General features: G+C 61.4%; 18 protein-coding genes and 1 pseudogene. 4 read left to right on the plus strand and 15 right to left on the minus strand.

What is annotated here, in order from left to right; translation table 11 throughout:
* Both ACPYOJ_RS29890 and ACPYOJ_RS29895 read left to right on the plus strand, forming a co-directional pair.
* Positions 1-446, plus strand: a 446-nt coding sequence (locus tag ACPYOJ_RS29890; protein ID WP_481419485.1) for a LysR substrate-binding domain-containing protein, incomplete at its 5' end; no start/stop codon positions are given.
* Positions 443-1,861, plus strand: coding sequence for an amidohydrolase family protein (locus tag ACPYOJ_RS29895; RefSeq protein WP_481419486.1), 1,419 nt, complete (start codon positions 443-445; stop codon positions 1,859-1,861). The genes ACPYOJ_RS29890 and ACPYOJ_RS29895, both read left to right, overlap by 4 nt.
* Before the next feature lie 10 nt (positions 1,862-1,871).
* Here the strand turns inward: ACPYOJ_RS29895 and fdxA are convergent, their stop codons facing one another.
* The 4 genes from fdxA to nhaA form a co-directional block, all read right to left on the minus strand.
* Positions 1,872-2,210 carry a ferredoxin gene (gene fdxA, locus ACPYOJ_RS29900; protein WP_481419487.1) on the minus strand — a complete coding sequence of 113 codons (339 nt, stop codon included), beginning with the start codon at positions 2,208-2,210 and terminating at the stop codon, positions 1,872-1,874.
* 202 nt (positions 2,211-2,412) lie between these two features.
* Positions 2,413-2,541, minus strand: a complete 129-nt coding sequence (locus tag ACPYOJ_RS29905; RefSeq protein WP_481419488.1) for a hypothetical protein — start codon at positions 2,539-2,541, stop codon at positions 2,413-2,415.
* 101 nt (positions 2,542-2,642) lie between these two features.
* Positions 2,643-3,137 (minus strand): DUF3788 domain-containing protein, encoded by a 495-nt coding sequence (locus ACPYOJ_RS29910; RefSeq protein ID WP_481419489.1) that lies wholly within the window; start codon positions 3,135-3,137, stop codon positions 2,643-2,645.
* On the minus strand, positions 3,134-5,047 hold the full coding sequence (gene nhaA / locus ACPYOJ_RS29915; RefSeq protein WP_481419490.1) for a Na+/H+ antiporter NhaA: 1,914 nt from the start codon (positions 5,045-5,047) through the stop codon (positions 3,134-3,136). Before nhaA ends, ACPYOJ_RS29910 begins: the two co-directional genes overlap by 4 nt.
* A gap of 741 nt (positions 5,048-5,788) precedes the next feature.
* Here nhaA and ACPYOJ_RS29920 point away from each other — a divergent pair.
* Positions 5,789-6,475 (plus strand): antibiotic biosynthesis monooxygenase family protein, encoded by a 687-nt coding sequence (locus ACPYOJ_RS29920; protein ID WP_481419491.1) that lies wholly within the window; start codon positions 5,789-5,791, stop codon positions 6,473-6,475.
* A gap of 224 nt (positions 6,476-6,699) precedes the next feature.
* Here the strand turns inward: ACPYOJ_RS29920 and ACPYOJ_RS29925 are convergent, their stop codons facing one another.
* The 4 genes from ACPYOJ_RS29925 to ACPYOJ_RS29940 all read right to left on the minus strand — a co-directional run bounded on the left by ACPYOJ_RS29925 (position 6,700) and on the right by ACPYOJ_RS29940 (position 9,197).
* On the minus strand, positions 6,700-7,188 hold the full coding sequence (locus ACPYOJ_RS29925; RefSeq protein WP_481419492.1) for a peroxiredoxin family protein: 489 nt from the start codon (positions 7,186-7,188) through the stop codon (positions 6,700-6,702).
* A gap of 51 nt (positions 7,189-7,239) precedes the next feature.
* Complete coding sequence (gene msrA / locus ACPYOJ_RS29930; RefSeq protein ID WP_481419493.1) at positions 7,240-7,752, minus strand: peptide-methionine (S)-S-oxide reductase MsrA; 513 nt, start codon at positions 7,750-7,752, stop codon at positions 7,240-7,242.
* The gene (gene msrB / locus ACPYOJ_RS29935; protein WP_481419494.1) at positions 7,749-8,198 is read right to left on the minus strand and encodes a peptide-methionine (R)-S-oxide reductase MsrB; all 450 of its coding nucleotides are present in this window, start codon (positions 8,196-8,198) and stop codon (positions 7,749-7,751) included. Before msrB ends, msrA begins: the two co-directional genes overlap by 4 nt.
* 243 nt (positions 8,199-8,441) lie before the next feature.
* Complete coding sequence (locus tag ACPYOJ_RS29940; protein ID WP_481419495.1) at positions 8,442-9,197, minus strand: AraC family transcriptional regulator; 756 nt, start codon at positions 9,195-9,197, stop codon at positions 8,442-8,444.
* A 296-nt stretch (positions 9,198-9,493) separates the two neighbouring features.
* Here ACPYOJ_RS29940 and ACPYOJ_RS29945 point away from each other — a divergent pair, with 296 nt between their 5' ends.
* Positions 9,494-10,834, plus strand: a complete 1,341-nt coding sequence (locus ACPYOJ_RS29945; protein ID WP_481419496.1) for an MFS transporter — start codon at positions 9,494-9,496, stop codon at positions 10,832-10,834.
* A 16-nt stretch (positions 10,835-10,850) separates the two neighbouring features.
* Here the strand turns inward: ACPYOJ_RS29945 and ACPYOJ_RS29950 are convergent, their stop codons facing one another.
* The 7 genes and pseudogenes from ACPYOJ_RS29950 to ACPYOJ_RS29980 all read right to left on the minus strand — a co-directional run.
* A complete protein-coding gene (locus ACPYOJ_RS29950; protein ID WP_481419497.1) occupies positions 10,851-12,311 on the minus strand; it encodes an MFS transporter in 1,461 nt (486 codons plus the stop codon).
* The gene (locus tag ACPYOJ_RS29955) at positions 12,308-12,445 is read right to left on the minus strand and encodes a hypothetical protein (protein WP_481419498.1); all 138 of its coding nucleotides are present in this window, start codon (positions 12,443-12,445) and stop codon (positions 12,308-12,310) included. The genes ACPYOJ_RS29950 and ACPYOJ_RS29955 overlap by 4 nt, the downstream gene beginning before the upstream one ends.
* Positions 12,446-12,462: 17 nt before the next feature.
* Entirely contained in the window at positions 12,463-13,167 is a 705-nt protein-coding gene (locus ACPYOJ_RS29960; RefSeq protein WP_481419499.1) for a glutathione S-transferase family protein, read from the minus strand.
* Positions 13,168-13,486: 319 nt separating this feature from the next.
* On the minus strand, positions 13,487-15,082 hold the full coding sequence (locus tag ACPYOJ_RS29965; protein ID WP_481419500.1) for a GMC family oxidoreductase: 1,596 nt from the start codon (positions 15,080-15,082) through the stop codon (positions 13,487-13,489).
* Between the two features lie 495 nt (positions 15,083-15,577).
* Positions 15,578-16,273, minus strand: a complete 696-nt coding sequence (locus ACPYOJ_RS29970) for a glutathione S-transferase N-terminal domain-containing protein (protein WP_481419501.1) — start codon at positions 16,271-16,273, stop codon at positions 15,578-15,580.
* 127 nt (positions 16,274-16,400) lie between these two features.
* A complete protein-coding gene (locus tag ACPYOJ_RS29975; RefSeq protein WP_481419502.1) occupies positions 16,401-17,318 on the minus strand; it encodes an NADP-dependent oxidoreductase in 918 nt (305 codons plus the stop codon).
* A 231-nt stretch (positions 17,319-17,549) separates the two neighbouring features.
* A pseudogene (locus tag ACPYOJ_RS29980) lies at positions 17,550-17,626 on the minus strand (carboxymuconolactone decarboxylase family protein); the annotation flags it as partial.

The following is a 17,626-nucleotide window of genomic DNA, read 5'->3' on the forward strand; positions in this document are numbered from 1 at the left end:
GTGTACGCATGCCGCTGATGGTGATGGTCGCACGCCATCATCCGCTCGCCCGGCAAAAAAGTGCGACGCTGCAGGAATGCGTGCAGTTCAAGTTGCTGCTGCAACTCGACAACGAGGTGATGAGCTCGATGATCGCCGTGGAGCTGGCCTCGCTGGATCGCGTCGGGCGCACCTTCGTCGCCACCAACAATCAGATGATGCTGAAGCCGCTGATCCTGTCGGGCGAAGGTGTCGCCTTCTTCACACCACTTGGCCTTTTGGAGGAGTTGAAGGCGGGTGATGTTGTGGCGTTGCCGATTGACGGCTCGCGGCTGCAAAACATGGAGGTCGGCATCGTGACGTCGCGTCACCGGCCGCTGACACATGCGACGGAGGCAGTGGTTGAGGCCATGAGCATCGAACTCGAAAAATTCGGCCAGCAAATCCAGGAGGTCGTCAGACGGTGACAGGTGAGCGGCAGATCAGGTTCTTGACGCGGCCGGGGCATGAAAAGGCTCTCCGCGGCGATGCGGCGCTTGCCGCTCTTCCCTCCTGGGCGTCAGACGCCCCACTGTCCGACGGAGACCTGATCCTGGCGACGCCGGTCAATGCCCATGACCATGGCTATGGCATCAGGACGCTGGATTTCGGCAGCGTGGACGATGCGCTTGAAGCCTGGATCCCGACGATGCGCCTGCGGCCGCGCACCGATCCATACCTTGAGGCTTTGGTCGCGTTTTCCCGGCTTGCGCGCAATGGCATCGGAGCGACGATCCACTGCCACAACTCGCTGAATGCGACGCGGCTGCAGGAGGAAGCGCTCGCAGTCGCCCGTGCGGCGGCCGATGTGGGGATCAGGCTCGGCCTCTCCTGCCCGCTTCTCGATCACGACGCCTGGGCCTACGGCGGTGGGCCCCGGAAGCTCAAACCCTTCCTCGATCCAGCCGACTGGGAAACGCTTTCCGCGACTGTGCCTCGATATGCTTCGGCTCGGGAACAGATCGCCGCTGTCGACGCCGTTGCGGCAGCGAACAGATATCCGCTGGTCGACGTCCAGTACGGCCCGATCGGACCGCAGTGGTGCTCGGATGCCCTGCTTGAAGCCATTGCAGAGGCATCCGCTGTCAACAATCGCCGCATCCACATGCACCTTCTGGAAAGCCCGCGCCAGAGGCTCTGGCTTGACCGGCGCTTCCCGCAAGGTATCGTCCGATATCTTGACGAGATCGGCTTTCTCTCCCCCCGCTTGGCTGTGGCGCATGGCGTTCAACTGAGACCTGATGAATACGAACTGATGGCCGAGCGCGGCGTTCAACTTGTGTCCAATCCCTCGGCGAACTTGCGCCTCCGCTCCGGCATAGCGCCAATTGCAGACGCTGCCACAAAAGGCCTGCATTTTGCGATCGGGCTCGATGGCAGCGCCTTCGACGACGATCAGGATCTGTGGCGAGAGATGCGCCTCCTCTACTTCCTGAACGGCGGGCAGGAACTCGTCCGGAGTTTTACGGCAGCCGCGATCTTTGACGCCGCGATCCACACGGGGGCAGTGGTGGTGAATGCGCCTTCCGGTGAGGACCTGACTGTGGTGAATTATGGCGCGTTAATCGAAGACAGCCTTTTTGATGATCTCGACGAAGCGGAAGTGCTGCTGACGCGGATGTCTGGCCAGCACGCCAAGAGCTTATATGTGGCCGGCCGCTGCATCATGCGCGACCGGCGCCTTACCAACGTCGATTTCGCCGCCGCCCGCGAAGAACTTCTGGCGCAGGCCAAGGCGGATCTGCCGAGGCTCGCTGCAGAAAGGAGGAATTGCGGCAAGCTCATCGCTGCTACCCGCGCGTATTACGAGAGCTCGGGCTTGGCCGAGGCGTTCCAAGAGTAGGCGAAAGGCCCTATTGCGCTGCCACGCGGGCCGGCATTGTCGCGACCACGGGGTGGTCCAGCGCTGTCGTCCGGCTTTTGTCCCATCCTCCAGGCGATCCCAGACCGGTCAGCTCAGGTCCGAAATACTCCCGGTTGATCTGGGCAAACGCCTTTTGTGCCTCGGTCGCCTCTTCGTCATAGGCGATCGCATCCACGGGGCAGATCGACAGACAGAGCCCGCAATTGATGCACTCGTCGGGGTGGATGTAAAACATCCGGCCGCCTTCGTAGATGCAGTCGACGGGACAGGCTGCGGTGCATGCTCCGTCCTTCACATCAATGCAGGGGTCAGTAATGATGTACGCCATAGCTCTTGCAACGCCGTGATTTAGCAAACTATGTCAGGCGTCGGCGTTGCTGGGAAGCGCCCTTTTTCGTTTGCTTCCTTCGAAAAAAGGCAACACCCAATTCTGACATTCAACGCCAGGGTACCGGCAGTTCAATCGTGACCTAGCCTCAGGCCCGAAACGCCGTCGAAGCTCCGCTCGCCTCTCCGTGCAGACGAAGAAGCTATGATGCCGCCCGGAAGGCGACAGCCTTGGAGGACGCGAAGCCTTGGCCGAGCTTGCCGCCCATCGCGACCAGCTGGCTTACCCGGTCCCCGGTCTCGATGCCTTCCGCGACGACCCTGATGTCCAATTACTGTGTGACGCCGACGAAGCCGCCTGCGACTTCGCTGCCCGGATTCCGCGGAGCCAGCCGCGCCGATTTTGCTGCGACACTTAGGATTCCCGTGACATTCAACCGCGCGACGGTGGAGGACGCTTCATAACCAAAAGGTCCCTTACATCATTCAAATCGTCTGGCGATGAGATGGCAACTGTCAGCCATTTCCCGTCAATGTATGTTTTCGCTTCATCGTAGAGCTTGACCACCTGTGAGCGCCAGACATAACGCCGCTCCTCAAACTTCTCTCGTTCTGCTCTCCCCAAGACCACCACGGCCGAAAACAGCCTGTATTCCGGCAGGAAGGTGCAGAACGCCTTGGTCTTCTTGTAGCGCAGGGACCAACCGCGTTTCTTGCCACCATAGAGCCAATCCGGGGTGAAAACACCGGGATAGAATTCCTCGATCCAGTTCCGCAGCTCGGCCCAATGCTCGAACGCCTCCGGCCCGATCCAGTCGCGGACGGCGCTGTCATCAGGTGGTGCTGATTTGTCGGTGATCCTGTCGCCGATCTGGGGAAACGTCTCACCGTCAGCGACTGCTACTGTCCTACCGTTAGATAAAATCATCGAAAGACCTCCTGTTCATGGTCCGGCAGGACGCCGGCGGGTTGTAATACTTGCGCACCAACACTTTGCGGCCCGCCTTTGGAAAGCTCTTGGCGCGAAGCTCCCCAGAGCAGAGCTGTCCCGACGGTGGCCGATAGGATGGAGGCGGCGAACACGGCAATCTTGGCGGCCGAAAAGTCGGCGGCGCTTGGAAACGCCTGTCCCGCGATGAAGAGCGACATGGTGAAACCGATACCGGCGAGGGCTCCCGCCCCGGCCAGTTGCCGCCACGTGTACTCCGCCGGTTTGACGGCCACGCCGGCGCGCACGGCCGCGGCGGCCGCGAGGAAGACGCCGAGCGGCTTTCCTATGACGAGGCCGGCGACGATCGCGGCCATGAGCCAACCATGCCCACTGAAGACGTCTAGGTTGATCACCACACCCGCATTCGCCAGTGCGAAGATCGGAAGGACAGCGTAGCTCGACCGCGCGCCGGCGTGCCGCAGCAGCCGGTCGGCGGGCGATTCAAGTCTGTCGTAGATGGCGTCGAGCGCGTGCAGCGCCGGTGCGGAGGGACCGTGCCGGAGAACCTCGCCCTCGCGCCGAGCCTCGGAGGCGATGATGGTGCTGGCCTGCGTCATCAGGGCTGTCAGGTCGGCGGGCGGGCGCGTCGGAATAAACAGCGCCAGTAGCACGCCAGCCAACGTCGCGTGGAGGCCGCCCGCAAGGACGAACGCCCACAATGCGACGCCCAACAGGATATAGGGCGACAGCCGATAGACTCTGGACCGGCTCAGCAGCGCCAGCGCGACGACCACCGCCGCCGCCGCGGCCAGGTAGCCTGGATGGATATCGCCAGAGTAGAATACGGCGACGACGACGATCGCACCGATGTCATCAACAATGGCCGCCGCGGTGAGGAAGATGCGCAGCTCGACGGGGACGCGGGCGCCCATCACGGCGATCAAGGCAATTGCGAACGCAGTGTCGGTCGCCATCGGAATGCCCCACCCGTGCGACCACGGACCCGCAGGGATGACCAGCGCATACAGAAGTGCCGGCGCGACCATGCCGCCGAGCGCGGCCGCGATCGGAAGCGCGGCGGAGCGGCGGCTTGCAAGGTGGCCGACTGTCATTTCGCGCTTCACTTCCAATCCCACGACGAGGAAGAACACCGTCAGCAGGCCGTTGTTGACCCAGTTGAGGATGGACATCCGAAAGGCCGCGTCGCCCAAGCTCATGCCGAGCTCCTGGCGCCAGAAGGTCTCGAAGACCGGCCCGATCGACGAATTCGTCAAGACGATCGCCGCCACGGTCGCGAGGACCAGCAAAATACCGGCGGACGGACTCCAGCTCGCGAAGTCCAGGGCTGCCGTACGGACGCGGTGGCCGAGCGTGCCAAGCATTGCGTCGACGAGAGAGCTCTCGTCCCAGGGGCCATCGTAACGCCGGCTGTTGATGTAGAAGGTCGGCGTGAATCTCACGCCGCTTGCACGTGAGCTTGTGACGTCCGCCTCCACCCTCGCCCTCGCGCGCCGCACGGCGGCGTCGTCTCCGAGTGCGAAGTCGGCGTTTACGCCGAGCTCGTCGGCCACCGCGACGAGGTCGTCTTCTGTGAGCCGCATCGACCTCGTCATCAGCTTGATATGTGCGGACCAGAATGCCTCGGGCGTCTGAGCAAGCTCAGCGAGCTCGGCGGCCCGAAACGCGAGACTGTTATCCGTGAGCGGCCTATGCCGGAAGACATACCGGACGCGATCGCCAAGTTGGTCTCGCGCTTGCGCGATGCGTTCGTTGGCCGCCCGGCAGTGCGGGCACGCGTAGCTGCCATACTCGACCAGCGTGATCTCGGCATCGGTGGGGCCGAGCACGTGGTCCGTCTCATGATCGACGGGACGGTCAAGGCGGCCGGGCGGGATTGTGAACTCCATCGCTGAACCGTTCTCTAGGTGTTCGCGCCGGCTGCGACGCCCAAGCGAGACGTCGGCGCTGTCCGGAGGCACGACGACATCCTCCGGTGGAGGGCTCTCGGCCGCATGGGCGAAAGAAAAGTCGACGTCTCTTTGATCTGCATGTCGGACCTCCTGACCTTCGATCGGTCGACGGAACGCCGACTTCGGCCTGTACACGAGGGCGGGCGACGATGGCTCGAAGATTGGGTCTATGACGGTCTAAAGGAAAATCACCTTTCGCCATGGAGTCGATAACCGACCATTATCGGAATGGCTGAAAGACGCTTCGGACGCCGCGGAGCGAGTGCGGCGCTTCCCTCCGCGCGGACTCGCCCGAGCAGAATTGTCGGCGACCGCGAAGACGTGTTCATGTCGGTGTCCTCCGGGCAGGCCACGTATTCCACGCGGTTATTGAAATCATCGCTTTACGAGCTAATTTTCCAACAATAACGCTGTCTTTGCGAGAGTGGTCATGAGGTTGCGGCCGACGGCGTAGGCAATCAGAGTTACGAGTAGACTCATGACCCGAAGCATCGCGGGACGGTCGCGGCCCCTACTGGATCGATGCTGAGGAAAGGAACGCCCGTCTCTCGCCCTGAAGGAGCTCGGCGGGCAGCAAAGGCTTCTCTCTTTTTCTACCGGCATTGATGCTGCGGCTGGCCGCAGCAGTTCGACATCGAGATCGACTGCGCCGCAGCACTCTAGGAGCGAGATACGACCATGTTTTCAGTGATTTTCGAGGTCTCCCCCAATAAAGAGAACTGGGATGACTACTTCGACAACGCCAAGATGCTGCGCCCGGAGCTGGAGCAGGTCGAGGGCTTCGTCGACAACATCCGCTACAAGAGCCTGACCCGCGAGGGCTGCATCCTTTCGCTTTCAAGCTGGCGGGACGAGAAGTCGCTCGTCCGATGGCGCACCCGCATGCGCCATCACGAGATTCAGCAGAAGGGCCGCGACGAAATCCTTGCGGACTACCACCTACGCGTCGGCCAGGTCACTGCCGATAACCAGGTGCCTGCGGGATGCGCCCTCACCGAGCAGCGGCTCGACGAGACCGAAGTCGGGAACGGAACGACAGTCACGCTGATCAACGCCACTCGCCCCGCGGAATGGAAGCAGACCAACAACCCGTACGACTGCGCCGAGTGGCTCGGCCTGAACCCGTGGTCGACCGACAGCACGTCCTGGGACATCTTCGATGCCGTGCTCACGCCCGGCGACCTGATTCTGCTCATATCCTGGAAGGACGCGGCCGCGGCGCAGGTCTACGAGGATGCTTCCGCGCCGAATGACACGGCGAGGGTCCGGAGAGTGCGAATCGTGCGCGATTACGGGAAATACGACCGTCGCGAGGCGCCTCAATACTACGCAGACGCAAAGGGCGGCGAGACCCTCCGCGCCTGATGCCCCTCCGTCAGAAAGGGCCGGCCTGCGCCGACTTCGACCCGCGTTCGCCCAGGCGCGAGCTGTGGAGGAGCCAGGACCGATCGCGCGAGGCGGCAGTGACGACAGGCGATCAAAAAGACCTGTCGAAATTCTCGGTTCAGGCGGTGGCATTCATGAACGGCACTCGTTGGATATCGTGAAGACGGATGCCATGGCGATCTTATCCAGACACGCCCTTTTGGTCAGTTGGCGAGCGGACGGAGCGCCTGGATGAGGCCATCCGCCGCAAGCAGAAACCCGTCGTACATGACGCGGCCGTCGGGCGCGATCACGACGAACCAAGGGGTTCCGCCGGAGCGATATGCCTCGATGATCGCGGGCACAGCGTTCACTGAGGCCGAGTCAGCGACCGCATGCCCAAAGGGAACACGTAGTCCATATCGTCGTTGATTTTCCCGCAGACGATCGAAGGTGTTGACTTCCGAACCCTCGAACACAGTCTGGATGGCTGCCAAGCCAACTCCCTTATCGCGAAGTTCCTCGGCAAGTGTGACGAATGTGGGAAAGCCGTGTCTATGACAGCCCTCACACCAATCCTGAAAGAAATACAGTATCCTGAAACCCTGCCCCAGCTCGATCAAGGTCAAGGGGCTACGCTCGTCGCCATCCTCATCGATCCACCGGACATGCTCAAGCGGAGGGGCAGGCAGCCCCACAATTCCCATTTCCATGAAATCCTCCATTAGCGGGCTCACGGCGTCGTGCCGTGAGCCACAGTCTTGCTAGGCGACAGCACCGGTCCTGTGCGGCAACACCCAGTTCGGACGTGCAAAATGGCAGGTATATCCGTGCGGAATGCGTTCGAGATAGTCCTGATGCTCCGGTTCGGCCTCCCAGAAATCACCAACCGGCTCGACTTCGGTGACGACCTTGCCCGGCCATATTCCCGACGCATCGACATCTGCGATCGTATCGAGTGCAACGACCTTCTGCTGGTCGCTGATGAAATAGATCGCCGAGCGATAGCTCATACCACGGTCATTCCCCTGACGGTTGAGCGTCGTCGGATCGTGGATCTGGAAAAAGAACTCGAGCAATCGGCGATAGGTGGTCTGAGAGGGATCGAAGACGATCTCGATCGCCTCGGCATGAGTGCCGTGATTGCTATATGTCGCATTCGGCACGTCGCCACCTGTATACCCGACCCGGGTCGAGATCACACCGGGCAGCTTGCGAATGAGGTCCTGCATGCCCCAAAAGCAACCGCCGGCGAGAACAGCACGTTCAGTCGTCATTGGATATCCTCCACTTGGTTGAGATATTCACCGTAACCCTGCTCCACCATCTTGTCGCGGGGCACGAAGCGCAGCGAAGCCGAATTGATGCAGTAGCGCAGGCCGCCGCGGTCGCTCGGTCCGTCTGGGAAGACGTGACCGAGATGGCTATCGCCATGCATCGAACGCACTTCCGTCCGGATCATGCCATGGCTGTTGTCGTGCAGCTCATTCACGTTTCTGGGCTCGATCGGCTTGGTGAAGCTCGGCCATCCGCAGCCCGACTCATATTTGTCCGACGATGCGAACAGCGGCTCACCTGAGACGATATCGACGTAAATGCCTGGCTCTTTGTTGTTGAGAAGGGCGCCGGTTCCTGGACGTTCGGTCCCACTCCGCTGCGTCACCCGATATTCCTCAGGCGACAGCCTAGCGATCGCAGCTTCTGTTTTCTTGTAGCTTGCCATGGATTTCTCCTTCGAATTCACGCCAGAGAAGATAGGTACTCGATCCGAAGGTATCCAATGCGCTAAGACTATAGTTTCGATTACCATCGGCGTGCACGCTGGCGCCCCCATTTGCTGTGGGGCGCTTGCGCGATCGCCGCGGCATCGAATTTCGGCGCTCCCCACGAACCATTTCAACGGTCGCGATCTTGGTGTTTCCGGCCATTCGACCCGCGGAGACGCACCCGGAGCGCCGCGGCTTTCTCATGTCGGCGGGGCAACCGGGAGATGATGAAGAAAGGCGGTCGGTGTCATTTTCATTACTTGTCGGAAGGCAAATGAGAACGCTGCGGTGCTGCCGAAGCCTACATCTGCCGCGACCTGCGAGATTGTACGCCCCGCCGAAAGTTGATCGATTGCGAGGGCTATTCTTGCTCTTTGCCGCCAGGCCTTGAAGGTCAATCCCGTTTCTACCGGGAATATGCGGCTGATCGTGCGAATCGACGTGGCCGCGCGAATGGCAAGGTCACTTACGCCGAGGTGCATCCGCGAATCCGCCAAAGCCAGATCAGCGACACGTCTACCGATCGTGCTTGTCGGCATCGGGAGGAACACCGGAATGTCGGGTGTCTCGATAAGCTCGTGAAGAATCAATCGGACGGCAAGCTCAGCTTTTTCGAACGGTATATCGTCCTTGAAGGCAGAAAGGATCAATTCCCGTAGAAGTGGTGTAGCCACGAGGGCGAATATGCAATCGAGCGGCCTTTCCGGCGCCCACTTCTGTAAAGCCGACGGGTGCCAGTAGATCATCCGTAATTCGGTATCGGAAAGCATATCGACCCGATGAGGTATGCGGGCTGGCATCCAGAGCGCGAGCTGAGGCGGAACGAACCAACGTCCAGATTCGGTGTAGACCTGTATCGTTCCCGAAGCAGCAAAGATCACTTGTGATTCTGCATGCGTGTGCCATGCGACGGCCTCACCTTTGGGGAACGTCCTGCTAAGAATGCTGAACGGCATAGGCATCTGCGCTTGGCGTTTCATATACGTCGATTGGCCGCACATCGTTGACACGCCTTAGTATCATTGCGCGATAAGTTGGTCGAGCGTCCTGTCGCCCAGACCGCCTTGTCCTTGTCCATCCGACCTTTTCTAACGAGAGAGCTAATGGTGAAGAGAATGCCGGTCACTGGTGTGCGGCCATGGCCAACCCCACTCAACTGTTCCAGCGACATCAAGTATCGATCTACGGACCCCGCTACTGAGAGTATGCGTAAAGTCGGATACCCAAAATTCGCGCCGGAGATTGCATCCTGATGGACCGCGTCGAATCTCTAACGGCGTCGAAGCGTCGCTGGGCAATGCTCTGCATCTTGCTTGGACTTGGTCTAAGTTCCCTTGGAAGCGCGATCGCGAATATCGCCTTGCCGAATATCTCGCGTTCATTCGCGAGTAGTGACGCGGCAACCGTTTGGGTCGTGAATGCCTATCAGCTTTCGGCAATGGTGTGCTTGTTGCCCGTTGCAAGTCTGGCCGAGACACTCGGTCTGAAGCGCGTTTATGCCGCCGGCCTAGCTATTTTTGTTATCGCATCATTGGGGTGCGCTTTCGCTCCAACATTGCCGATGCTGGTGATTGCGCGCTTGATTCAGGGTGCTGGCGCGGCCGGGATTGCGGTGGCCGGCGTTGCATTTGTACGCGTGATCTATCCGGACCGCATGGTCAGTAAGGGCCTCGCGTTAGTCGCATTAGCGGTGGCGATACCTGGAGCATTGGGGCCCACCATCGCGGCGACAATACTTGCCGTGGCAAAATGGCCCTGGTTGTTTCTGGTGAATGTGCCATTTGGCCTCGCGGTACCGGTATTTATTGCCGCGGCACCATCGGACGTTCGGGTTGCTCGCCCTCTCGATTTGACCGGGATCGCTCTCAATGCGCTAGCGTTCGGCCTTTTCATCGTTGGCGTCGGCTCGCTGGGTATCGGCGATTGGCGCATTGCGACAGGAGAGATCGTAGCTGGTCTTGTCTGTTTTAGTCTCTTCGTTCGACAACAGCTCCACCACCCGACGCCTATGTTGCCATTCGATCTTTTCCGTATACCTTTGTTTACCCTGTCAGTGTGGACATCTGTCTGCTCCTATGCAGCACAAATTCTGGCTTACATCTCCTTGCCGTTCTTATTTGAGACGGAGCTGCATCTTTCGGCCGTGGAAACGGGTCTTCTTGTGACGCCCTGGCCGTTCATGACGGCCGTCACGGCTCCAATCGCCGGTCGCTTGACAATTCGCTACCCCGCCTCGGTGATCTCCAGCATTGGTTTGGCGTTGTTGGCGGCCGGCTTGCTTCTCATGGTCTTCTTGCCGACGACTCCGGCGAAGTGGGATGTCGTATGGCGGCTGGCACTTTGCGGTATCGGCTTTGGGCTTTTCCAAACTCCGAACAATACCGCGATGATGACGGCTGGACCCATAGAGCGTAGCGGTGCCGCAAGTGGGATGAATGCTGCGGCTCGCTACGTCGGATGGTCACTTGGTTCGGCCTTGGTCGCACTGATCTTCGGCTTGGGCGGAGATCATGCCACGGTCCTTTGTTTGGTCGCCGGAACGGGCTTCGCTTTGATGGGAGCCGTTACCAGCAGCGCTCGTCGGTTCAGATAGCGTCCGAAACGGGACCCTAAGCCCCTCCCGACCCGCCCGCTTTCGCCGCGGCCGGTGTCGGGGTTATTGCAGCTATAAACGCGCCGCCGATCGAGGTCACGGCGGCTACGGCGAGACCGACTTCGTAGCCGGACTCGAAAGACGCGACACCGGCGGCCAGTGCCACGCCGGCAAGCTGCGCAATCCGGCTCGCCGCATTGTTGATGCCAGAGGCAAGCCCCTCGTCCGTCTGGTCAACGCTCGACAGGACGGACGCTGTGAGCGGTGCCACGAGCACGGCGAATGACAGGCCGAGCAGTGTCATCGGCCCGATCACGCCGAGCATCAGGGATTCTTCCTGGCCGAGCGCCATCCAGACATAAGCGAGCGCCGCACCTGCAGGCCCCGCGATGAGCATGACCCGCGCGCCAATCTTGTCCGCCAACCCGCCGAACACGCCCGAGAGGAGTCCGACGCCGAGCGCGAAGGGCAAGAACGCCAAACCGGCATCGGTCGCCGGCAGGGCGCGGCGGTCGACGAGATCGAATGGGAGCAGGAAGAACATGATCGAAACCGCCCCATAGATCATCAGTGTCGCGAGGTTCAGCCCGAGGAAGGCGCGGTTCTCCACCAGGCGAGGTGGCGTCATCGGGTATTTGCTTCTGCGCTCCCAGAATGCATAGACGGCGAGACCGACAATGCCGAGCGCAGCGAAGATCGTGAGCACTGTTCCCGTGTGGGCCGGTGCGTCCGCCGCGGCCTGAACTTCAACGGGGCCGATCTGGCTGAGCGCCCAGGCGAGCGCCCCGAGCGCCGAAGCCAGGATGGCGGCACCAATCACGTCGAACCTGCGCTGGATGCGGCCGTCTTCAGGCGCGAAGACCAGCAGAACTCCTACTGTTACGACCGCGATCGGCGGGTTGATCCAGAACACGGATGGCCAGCCAAAGGTCTCGGTCAGCCAACCGCCCAGAACAGGACCTCCGGCGGTGGTGAGCGCCGATGCCGCGGCCCATATGCCGATCGCCCGGTTCCGCTCCGCGCGCGGATATGTCGCCCCAATCAGGGCGAGGCTGGCAGGGGTGACGATCGCCGCGGCTGCTCCTTGCACAATGCGGGCGGCGATCAGCCAGGCGGGCGAAGGCGCCATCGCGCAAGCCGCGGATGCCAGACCAAACAGGACGCAGCCGAGCGCGAGCATGCGCGCCTTGCCATAAACATCCGCGAGGGCACCGCCGATCAACGTCAGCGAGGCAAGCGCCAGCATATACCCGTTGAGAACCCATTGAACGGAGGCAAGGTCCGCGCCGAAATCGGCGCGCAAACTCGGCAAGGCAACGGGCAGCGCGGTCCCATCGATGAATGCCATGGAGGACGCGAGCACACAGGCCGTGAGCACCATACCCCGCCGAGGCAGGGCTTCCCGCCCGAGCTCTCGCGGGCAGGGCTCCGCATCGATAACGCCGCGGCTGCACCGCTCCTCAAACGACTGCGTCATTCATCGCCCTCCCCGCCAATCTGCCGCTCGTGGGTCGCACCGGCGATCGGCCGATTGCTGTTGGGGAATGTGCAGCCGCTGGCCTTCTTCCAGGTCCGGACCTTCGGTGGAATATATTCGCTGCTACCGCTCATGATCCGTTCTCCTTCACTTACGCCGTCGGCGGGAAATTCGACGGGAAGAGCGCGCGCTTGGTTTCTTCGTCATTGACCTGCTTGAAGGAGTGGTCCTTGCCGATGTCACGCGCGCGGGCCACGGCCGGGCGCGCATCGACTGTCTCGAACAGGCGTTTGAGGTTCGGGAACGGCGCGAGCGGATCTTCGGCGCCCTTCCTCACCCGTGAGGCGCGGTCGATCCAGCCCCACGCCGAGATGTCGGCGATAGTGTAGGTCTCACCGACGATGAAGCTTCGGCCGTCGAGGTGTTCGTTCAGGACCTGGTAATGGCGTTCCGCCTCGCGGCGATACCGGTTCACCGCATAGTCGAGGCCCTCAGGTGCGGCGAACTGGAAATGCACGGCCTGGCCGGAAAATGGTCCAAGACCGGACGCGATGAAGAGCAACCACGAGAGGAGTTCAGGCCGATCTTCGGGCTTGCCGAGGAATTTGCCAGTCTTTTCGGCGAGATAGATCAGGATCGCCGTCGAATCGAAGACCCGTGCCTCCTTGCCGCCAGGGCCTTCCGTATCAACGATCGCCGGCACCTTGCCGTTCGGATTGATGGCGCGAAACGCCGTCATGTGCTGTTCGCCCCTGCTCGTGTCAACCGGCACGACCTCGTAGGGGAGCCCCGATTCCTCCAGAAAGAGAGCGATTTTCGCGGGGTTCGGCGTCGGATGAAAATAGAAACGAATCATGTGACTCCCGTTCGGGTTCGGTTGTTTTGGGCTTGTCGCCGTTCAATTCCGGACGATGCGCCGTGCCAGAAGCTCCTTGATCACCCCGGCGATCGTCTCTGCTGAGGGCTTCTGACAGAAAAGCAGTCTCAAAGCGTGGCAGTCAACGTGCGGGGCAAGAGGTCCAAAGACCTCCATCGGAAAATCGACGCAGCTTCGCTCATCGCAGTAACGACAAGTGGTCAGCGCGGGGAGAGCGTTCTCGGACAGCGCTCCGGCGATTATTTCGGCTATGCGTTCGAGCGGCGCGGCCGGTACCGCCGGCTCGAACGAGAGCTCCTTAGGCCCGCTTCAGATCCTCGACCAGCATCGCCGTGGCGTGGCGCGCGAGCGCCTGTGTCGGGGCGTTGGTATTGCCGCTGGTGATGTTCGGCATGATCGAGGCGTCGATCACCCGGAGGCCGTCGACCCCGCGGACCCTGAGCCTCGCGTCAACTACCGCTCGCGCATCCTGGCCCATCCGGCACGTGCCGACCGGGTGCCACATCGTCGTCACGGCGCGCTTCACCCATTCGCCGATCTCGGCGTCCGACTGGGTGCGCGGGCCGGGCTCCATCTCTTCGTCGATCACAAGCGCCAACGACTCCTGTGCCATAACCTTGCGGATCGCGCGCACTGAATCCACCACGGCCCTCAAGTCTTCTTCCTCGCCGACGAAGTTCGGGTTGATGAGGGGCATCGACGTCGGGTCGCTGTCGGCCAATCGTACCCAGCCGCGGCTCTTGGGCCGAAGCACTACGAGTTCGAAGGTGATGCCGGACCGGTCCCCGGTCGGGGTGAGTTCCTGGTTCGCGATGATAGGAGCGTGATAGCATTGGATCGTGGGTTCGGCGGTGAAGTCGGACGGATTCCAATGGGAAACGGTCTCGATACCGTTGCCAGCCGCCGGGCCATCCTTGGTCACGAAATAGCGCAGGCCCGCCTTCACGCTGCCGAGGCCATGCGCAGCAGCCTGATAGCCGAGATCACCCTTCACATAAGCACGGACCGGTACCATCGGGTGGTCCTGGAGATTTTCGCCCACCTCCGGAGAATCGACGATCACCGCGATGCCGTGCTGGCGAAGCTGCTCGGCTGGCCCGATGCCAGAGTGCATGAGGATCGTCGGGCTATGGACGCTGCCTGCCGACAGCACAACCTCGCCGGCCATGATCCTCTCCAGGTCCCCATCCATGAGCTCGACGCCGACGGCCCGCTTGTTTTCGACCAGAATGCGAACGACGGTCTTGCCGGTGAGCAGGGTCACGCGGCCCGAGGCGAGGTGCGGACGCAGATAAGCGTCGACCGCGCTGCACCGCCGGGCATTTCCGACCGTAGACTGCACCGGCGAGACGCCGATCTGGCTCTTGCCGTTATAGTCGGGATTATAGGGAATCCCATATTCCTGGAATGCCTTGAGGCAATATTGGTTCAGCTTATTGATGCCCTTGGGCAACTGGACCGCCAGGCCACCATTGATGCCGTGATATTCGTCGTGGAAGGTGTCGTTGTCTTCCTGCGCCATGAAGACGGGAAGCAGATCCTCATACGACCATTTGCCGGTGTCGCCGACCGCGTCTTGCCACGCCGCGTAGTCGCCTGCTTGGCCACGAACGTAAGCCATTGCATTGATCGAGGAGCCGCCGCCGAGGACCTTGCCTGAGCGATATGCCCGCTTGGTGCCGTGCTGGGGAACCGTCTCGTATTTCCAGACATGCCGGTCGTGGGCCAGTATTTTGGCGAAGCCGGCAGGAATGTGGATGAACGGATCGCGATCCGTGTCGCCCGCTTCGATCAAAGCGATCGACGCATCGGTGTGTTCGGCGAGATAACTCGCGACGACGCAGCCGGCCGCGCCCGCGCCAACAATGACAATGTCGTAGGCTTCCTGGGACATCAGTGTCTTTCTCTTTCGCACCATTATTATCGTTCAATCAACGCCGTAGCTGGGCGCCGCGCCGTCGCAGCACCTGATCCTGAGATTCATTGGACCATGCGTTGAAGAATGACTTTCCAATGCTGGCGAGGGAAATCACCTCTCGCCATAGAGTCGATAGACGATCGTTATTGATGGGCGCCGTGCGGGATGATGTCGCAGCGAGGAATGCCACGAGCCGAATGGCACCTTCGAAACCGACATTGTTATTCTGCAGAGACTTCTAGAGGGTCGATTTCGGGCCGAAGTCGACCCTTACTGAAGGAGTGCTCGTGTGGCTTTCGGGTCGATACTTCGTCAGTGCCGTCTCCACCAGCACAATTGCGGTCCTATGAGCCGGCCCGGCCCCGACGGGCCGTCAGGAGCACCGCAGGGAACACACGGCCACAGGCCCAAGGAAGGGCTGGAAAATCAGTTCTATCTGCGGAGCCTTGCCAGCCCGCTGATCGACCCTCTCTAGGCCGCCGTCACTTCCAGCCCGCGCTGCACCGCCGGACGCGCGAGGCCGCGGTCAAACCACGCCCGCACATGAAGAAAGCGGTCGAAGCCGACGAGCTCGCGCGCTTCATAAAAGCCGATCAGGTTGCGCACCCAGCCGAGGAGCGAAATATCTGCGATGCTGTAGTCAGCACCCATCACCCAGTCGCGGTCCGCAAGCCGTTCGTCGAGGACGCCGAGCAGCCGCGCTGATTCGGTTGCGTAGCGGTCGCGCGGGCGCTTGTCCTCATAGGCCTTGCCTGCGAATTTGTTGAAGAAGCCGACCTGGCCGAACATCGGCCCGACGCCGCCCATCTGCCACATCACCCACTGGATCGTCTCGTAGCGGGTGTTCGGATCCGCCGAGATAAATTGTCCCGTCTTGTCGGCAAGATAGAGGAGGATCGCGCCCGATTCGAACAGCGCGAGCGGCGTGCCGCTTGGCCCGTCGGGGTCGTAGATTGCGGGAATCTTGCCGTTGGGGTTGAGCGCCAGAAAGGCCGGGTCGTGGTTTTCGTTCGCCATGATGTCGATCCGGTGCGGCTCGTAGGCGAGGCCCGTTTCCTCAAGCATGATGCCGACCTTCACCCCATTGGGCGTCGGCAGGGAAAAGAGCTGGAGCCGATCGGGGTACTGCGCCGGCCAGCGCGCGAAAATTGGATGATTGACTGTCACTTTCTCTCTCCTAGGTAAGCGGCCGAACCGCGCCGGGACATGGCCAAATCTTGCGCCTGGATGCGTGCTATCCAAAAGGCGACGATAATTAACGAGGAGGACAGAACCACTCGCCCTCCCCTAGTCCTCACGGACGAACGCGGATGATCGTCTTCCCGCTGATCCGCTTGGTCGGATTGAAAGCGGCGACGGCCTCGTCGAGGGTCGCGATGTTGCCGATGTTCGTCCGCAGTCGTCCGTCCCGCACTCGCTGGATGATCTCACCCAGTTGGGCGCGATCGGACACGAGGACAAAGTCGATTGCCAGGCCGTCAGCGGGCCGCGCCTCGGTCGGTCCGGCGATGGTCACCAGTGTTCCTCCGGCTAGAATCAAGCCTGCGGATCGCTTCGCGATGTCGCCACCGATGACGTCGAAGACCAGATCGACTGCGCCGACGTCTTCGAGGGTGTCGCTGTCGAGGTCGACGAACTCCTGTGCGCCGAAGTCGAGCGCCTTCTGACGGTCGGCGGCGCGTCCGGTGCCGATGACATAGGCACCGGCCTCACGCGCGAGCTGCGTCACCATCGAACCGACTGCGCCGGCCGCGCCGTGCACGAGGACACTCTGCCCCGCCTGAAGGCGGCCGTGCTGGAACAGTCCCTGCCACGCGGTCAGGCCCGGCATCGCCACGCTCGCGCCCACCGTGAAGTCGACATCGCCCGGCAGCGGCGCGAGGTTGCGTGCCTCGACGGCCACATATTCCGCCAGGGTGCCGCCGCGATACGAGTCAGAGAGGCCGAACACTCGCTGTCCGACCGACAGACCCGTCGTACCATAACCGAGGGCCGTGACCACTCCGGCCAGCTCCTGCCCGGGGATCGACGGTGTTCGGTCCCGGTCGAGGCGATCGGTCCAGGTCGAAGGCCACGTTAGTTCACCCGACGTGAATCCCGACGCATGAACCTGAACGACGACGTCGTTTATCGCTGCCTGCGGCTCGGGCTGCTGCATCAGCTTCATCCCGGCCGTTCCCGCAGCCTGATCCGTCACAACGATCGCCTTCATTGTCCACCTCCTTGTGTGTGGTATGTCGTCATCTTCCGAATTCCCTTGCGAACGACCGAAAATACGACTGCGAAACTTGATGGTCCAATGACGTGCGGCTATGGAATCAATGCCGTCGGCGCGGCGCGCAAAAAAATCGCGGATCCTGATTTGCTACTAAATTATCTTAACTTTATCGGCACGGACAAAAAGCCCGGATGCTGCCCCTGGGCGCATTCGGGCTTTAGAAATTCAGATCGACCCGGCCGGGGCAACGGCGGGAAAGTCCTTCTCGGGATCGAATACGTTGTTGAAGAAGTTCGTCAGGG

The organism is Rhizobium sp. SVR5-9E (genome assembly GCF_056755095.1).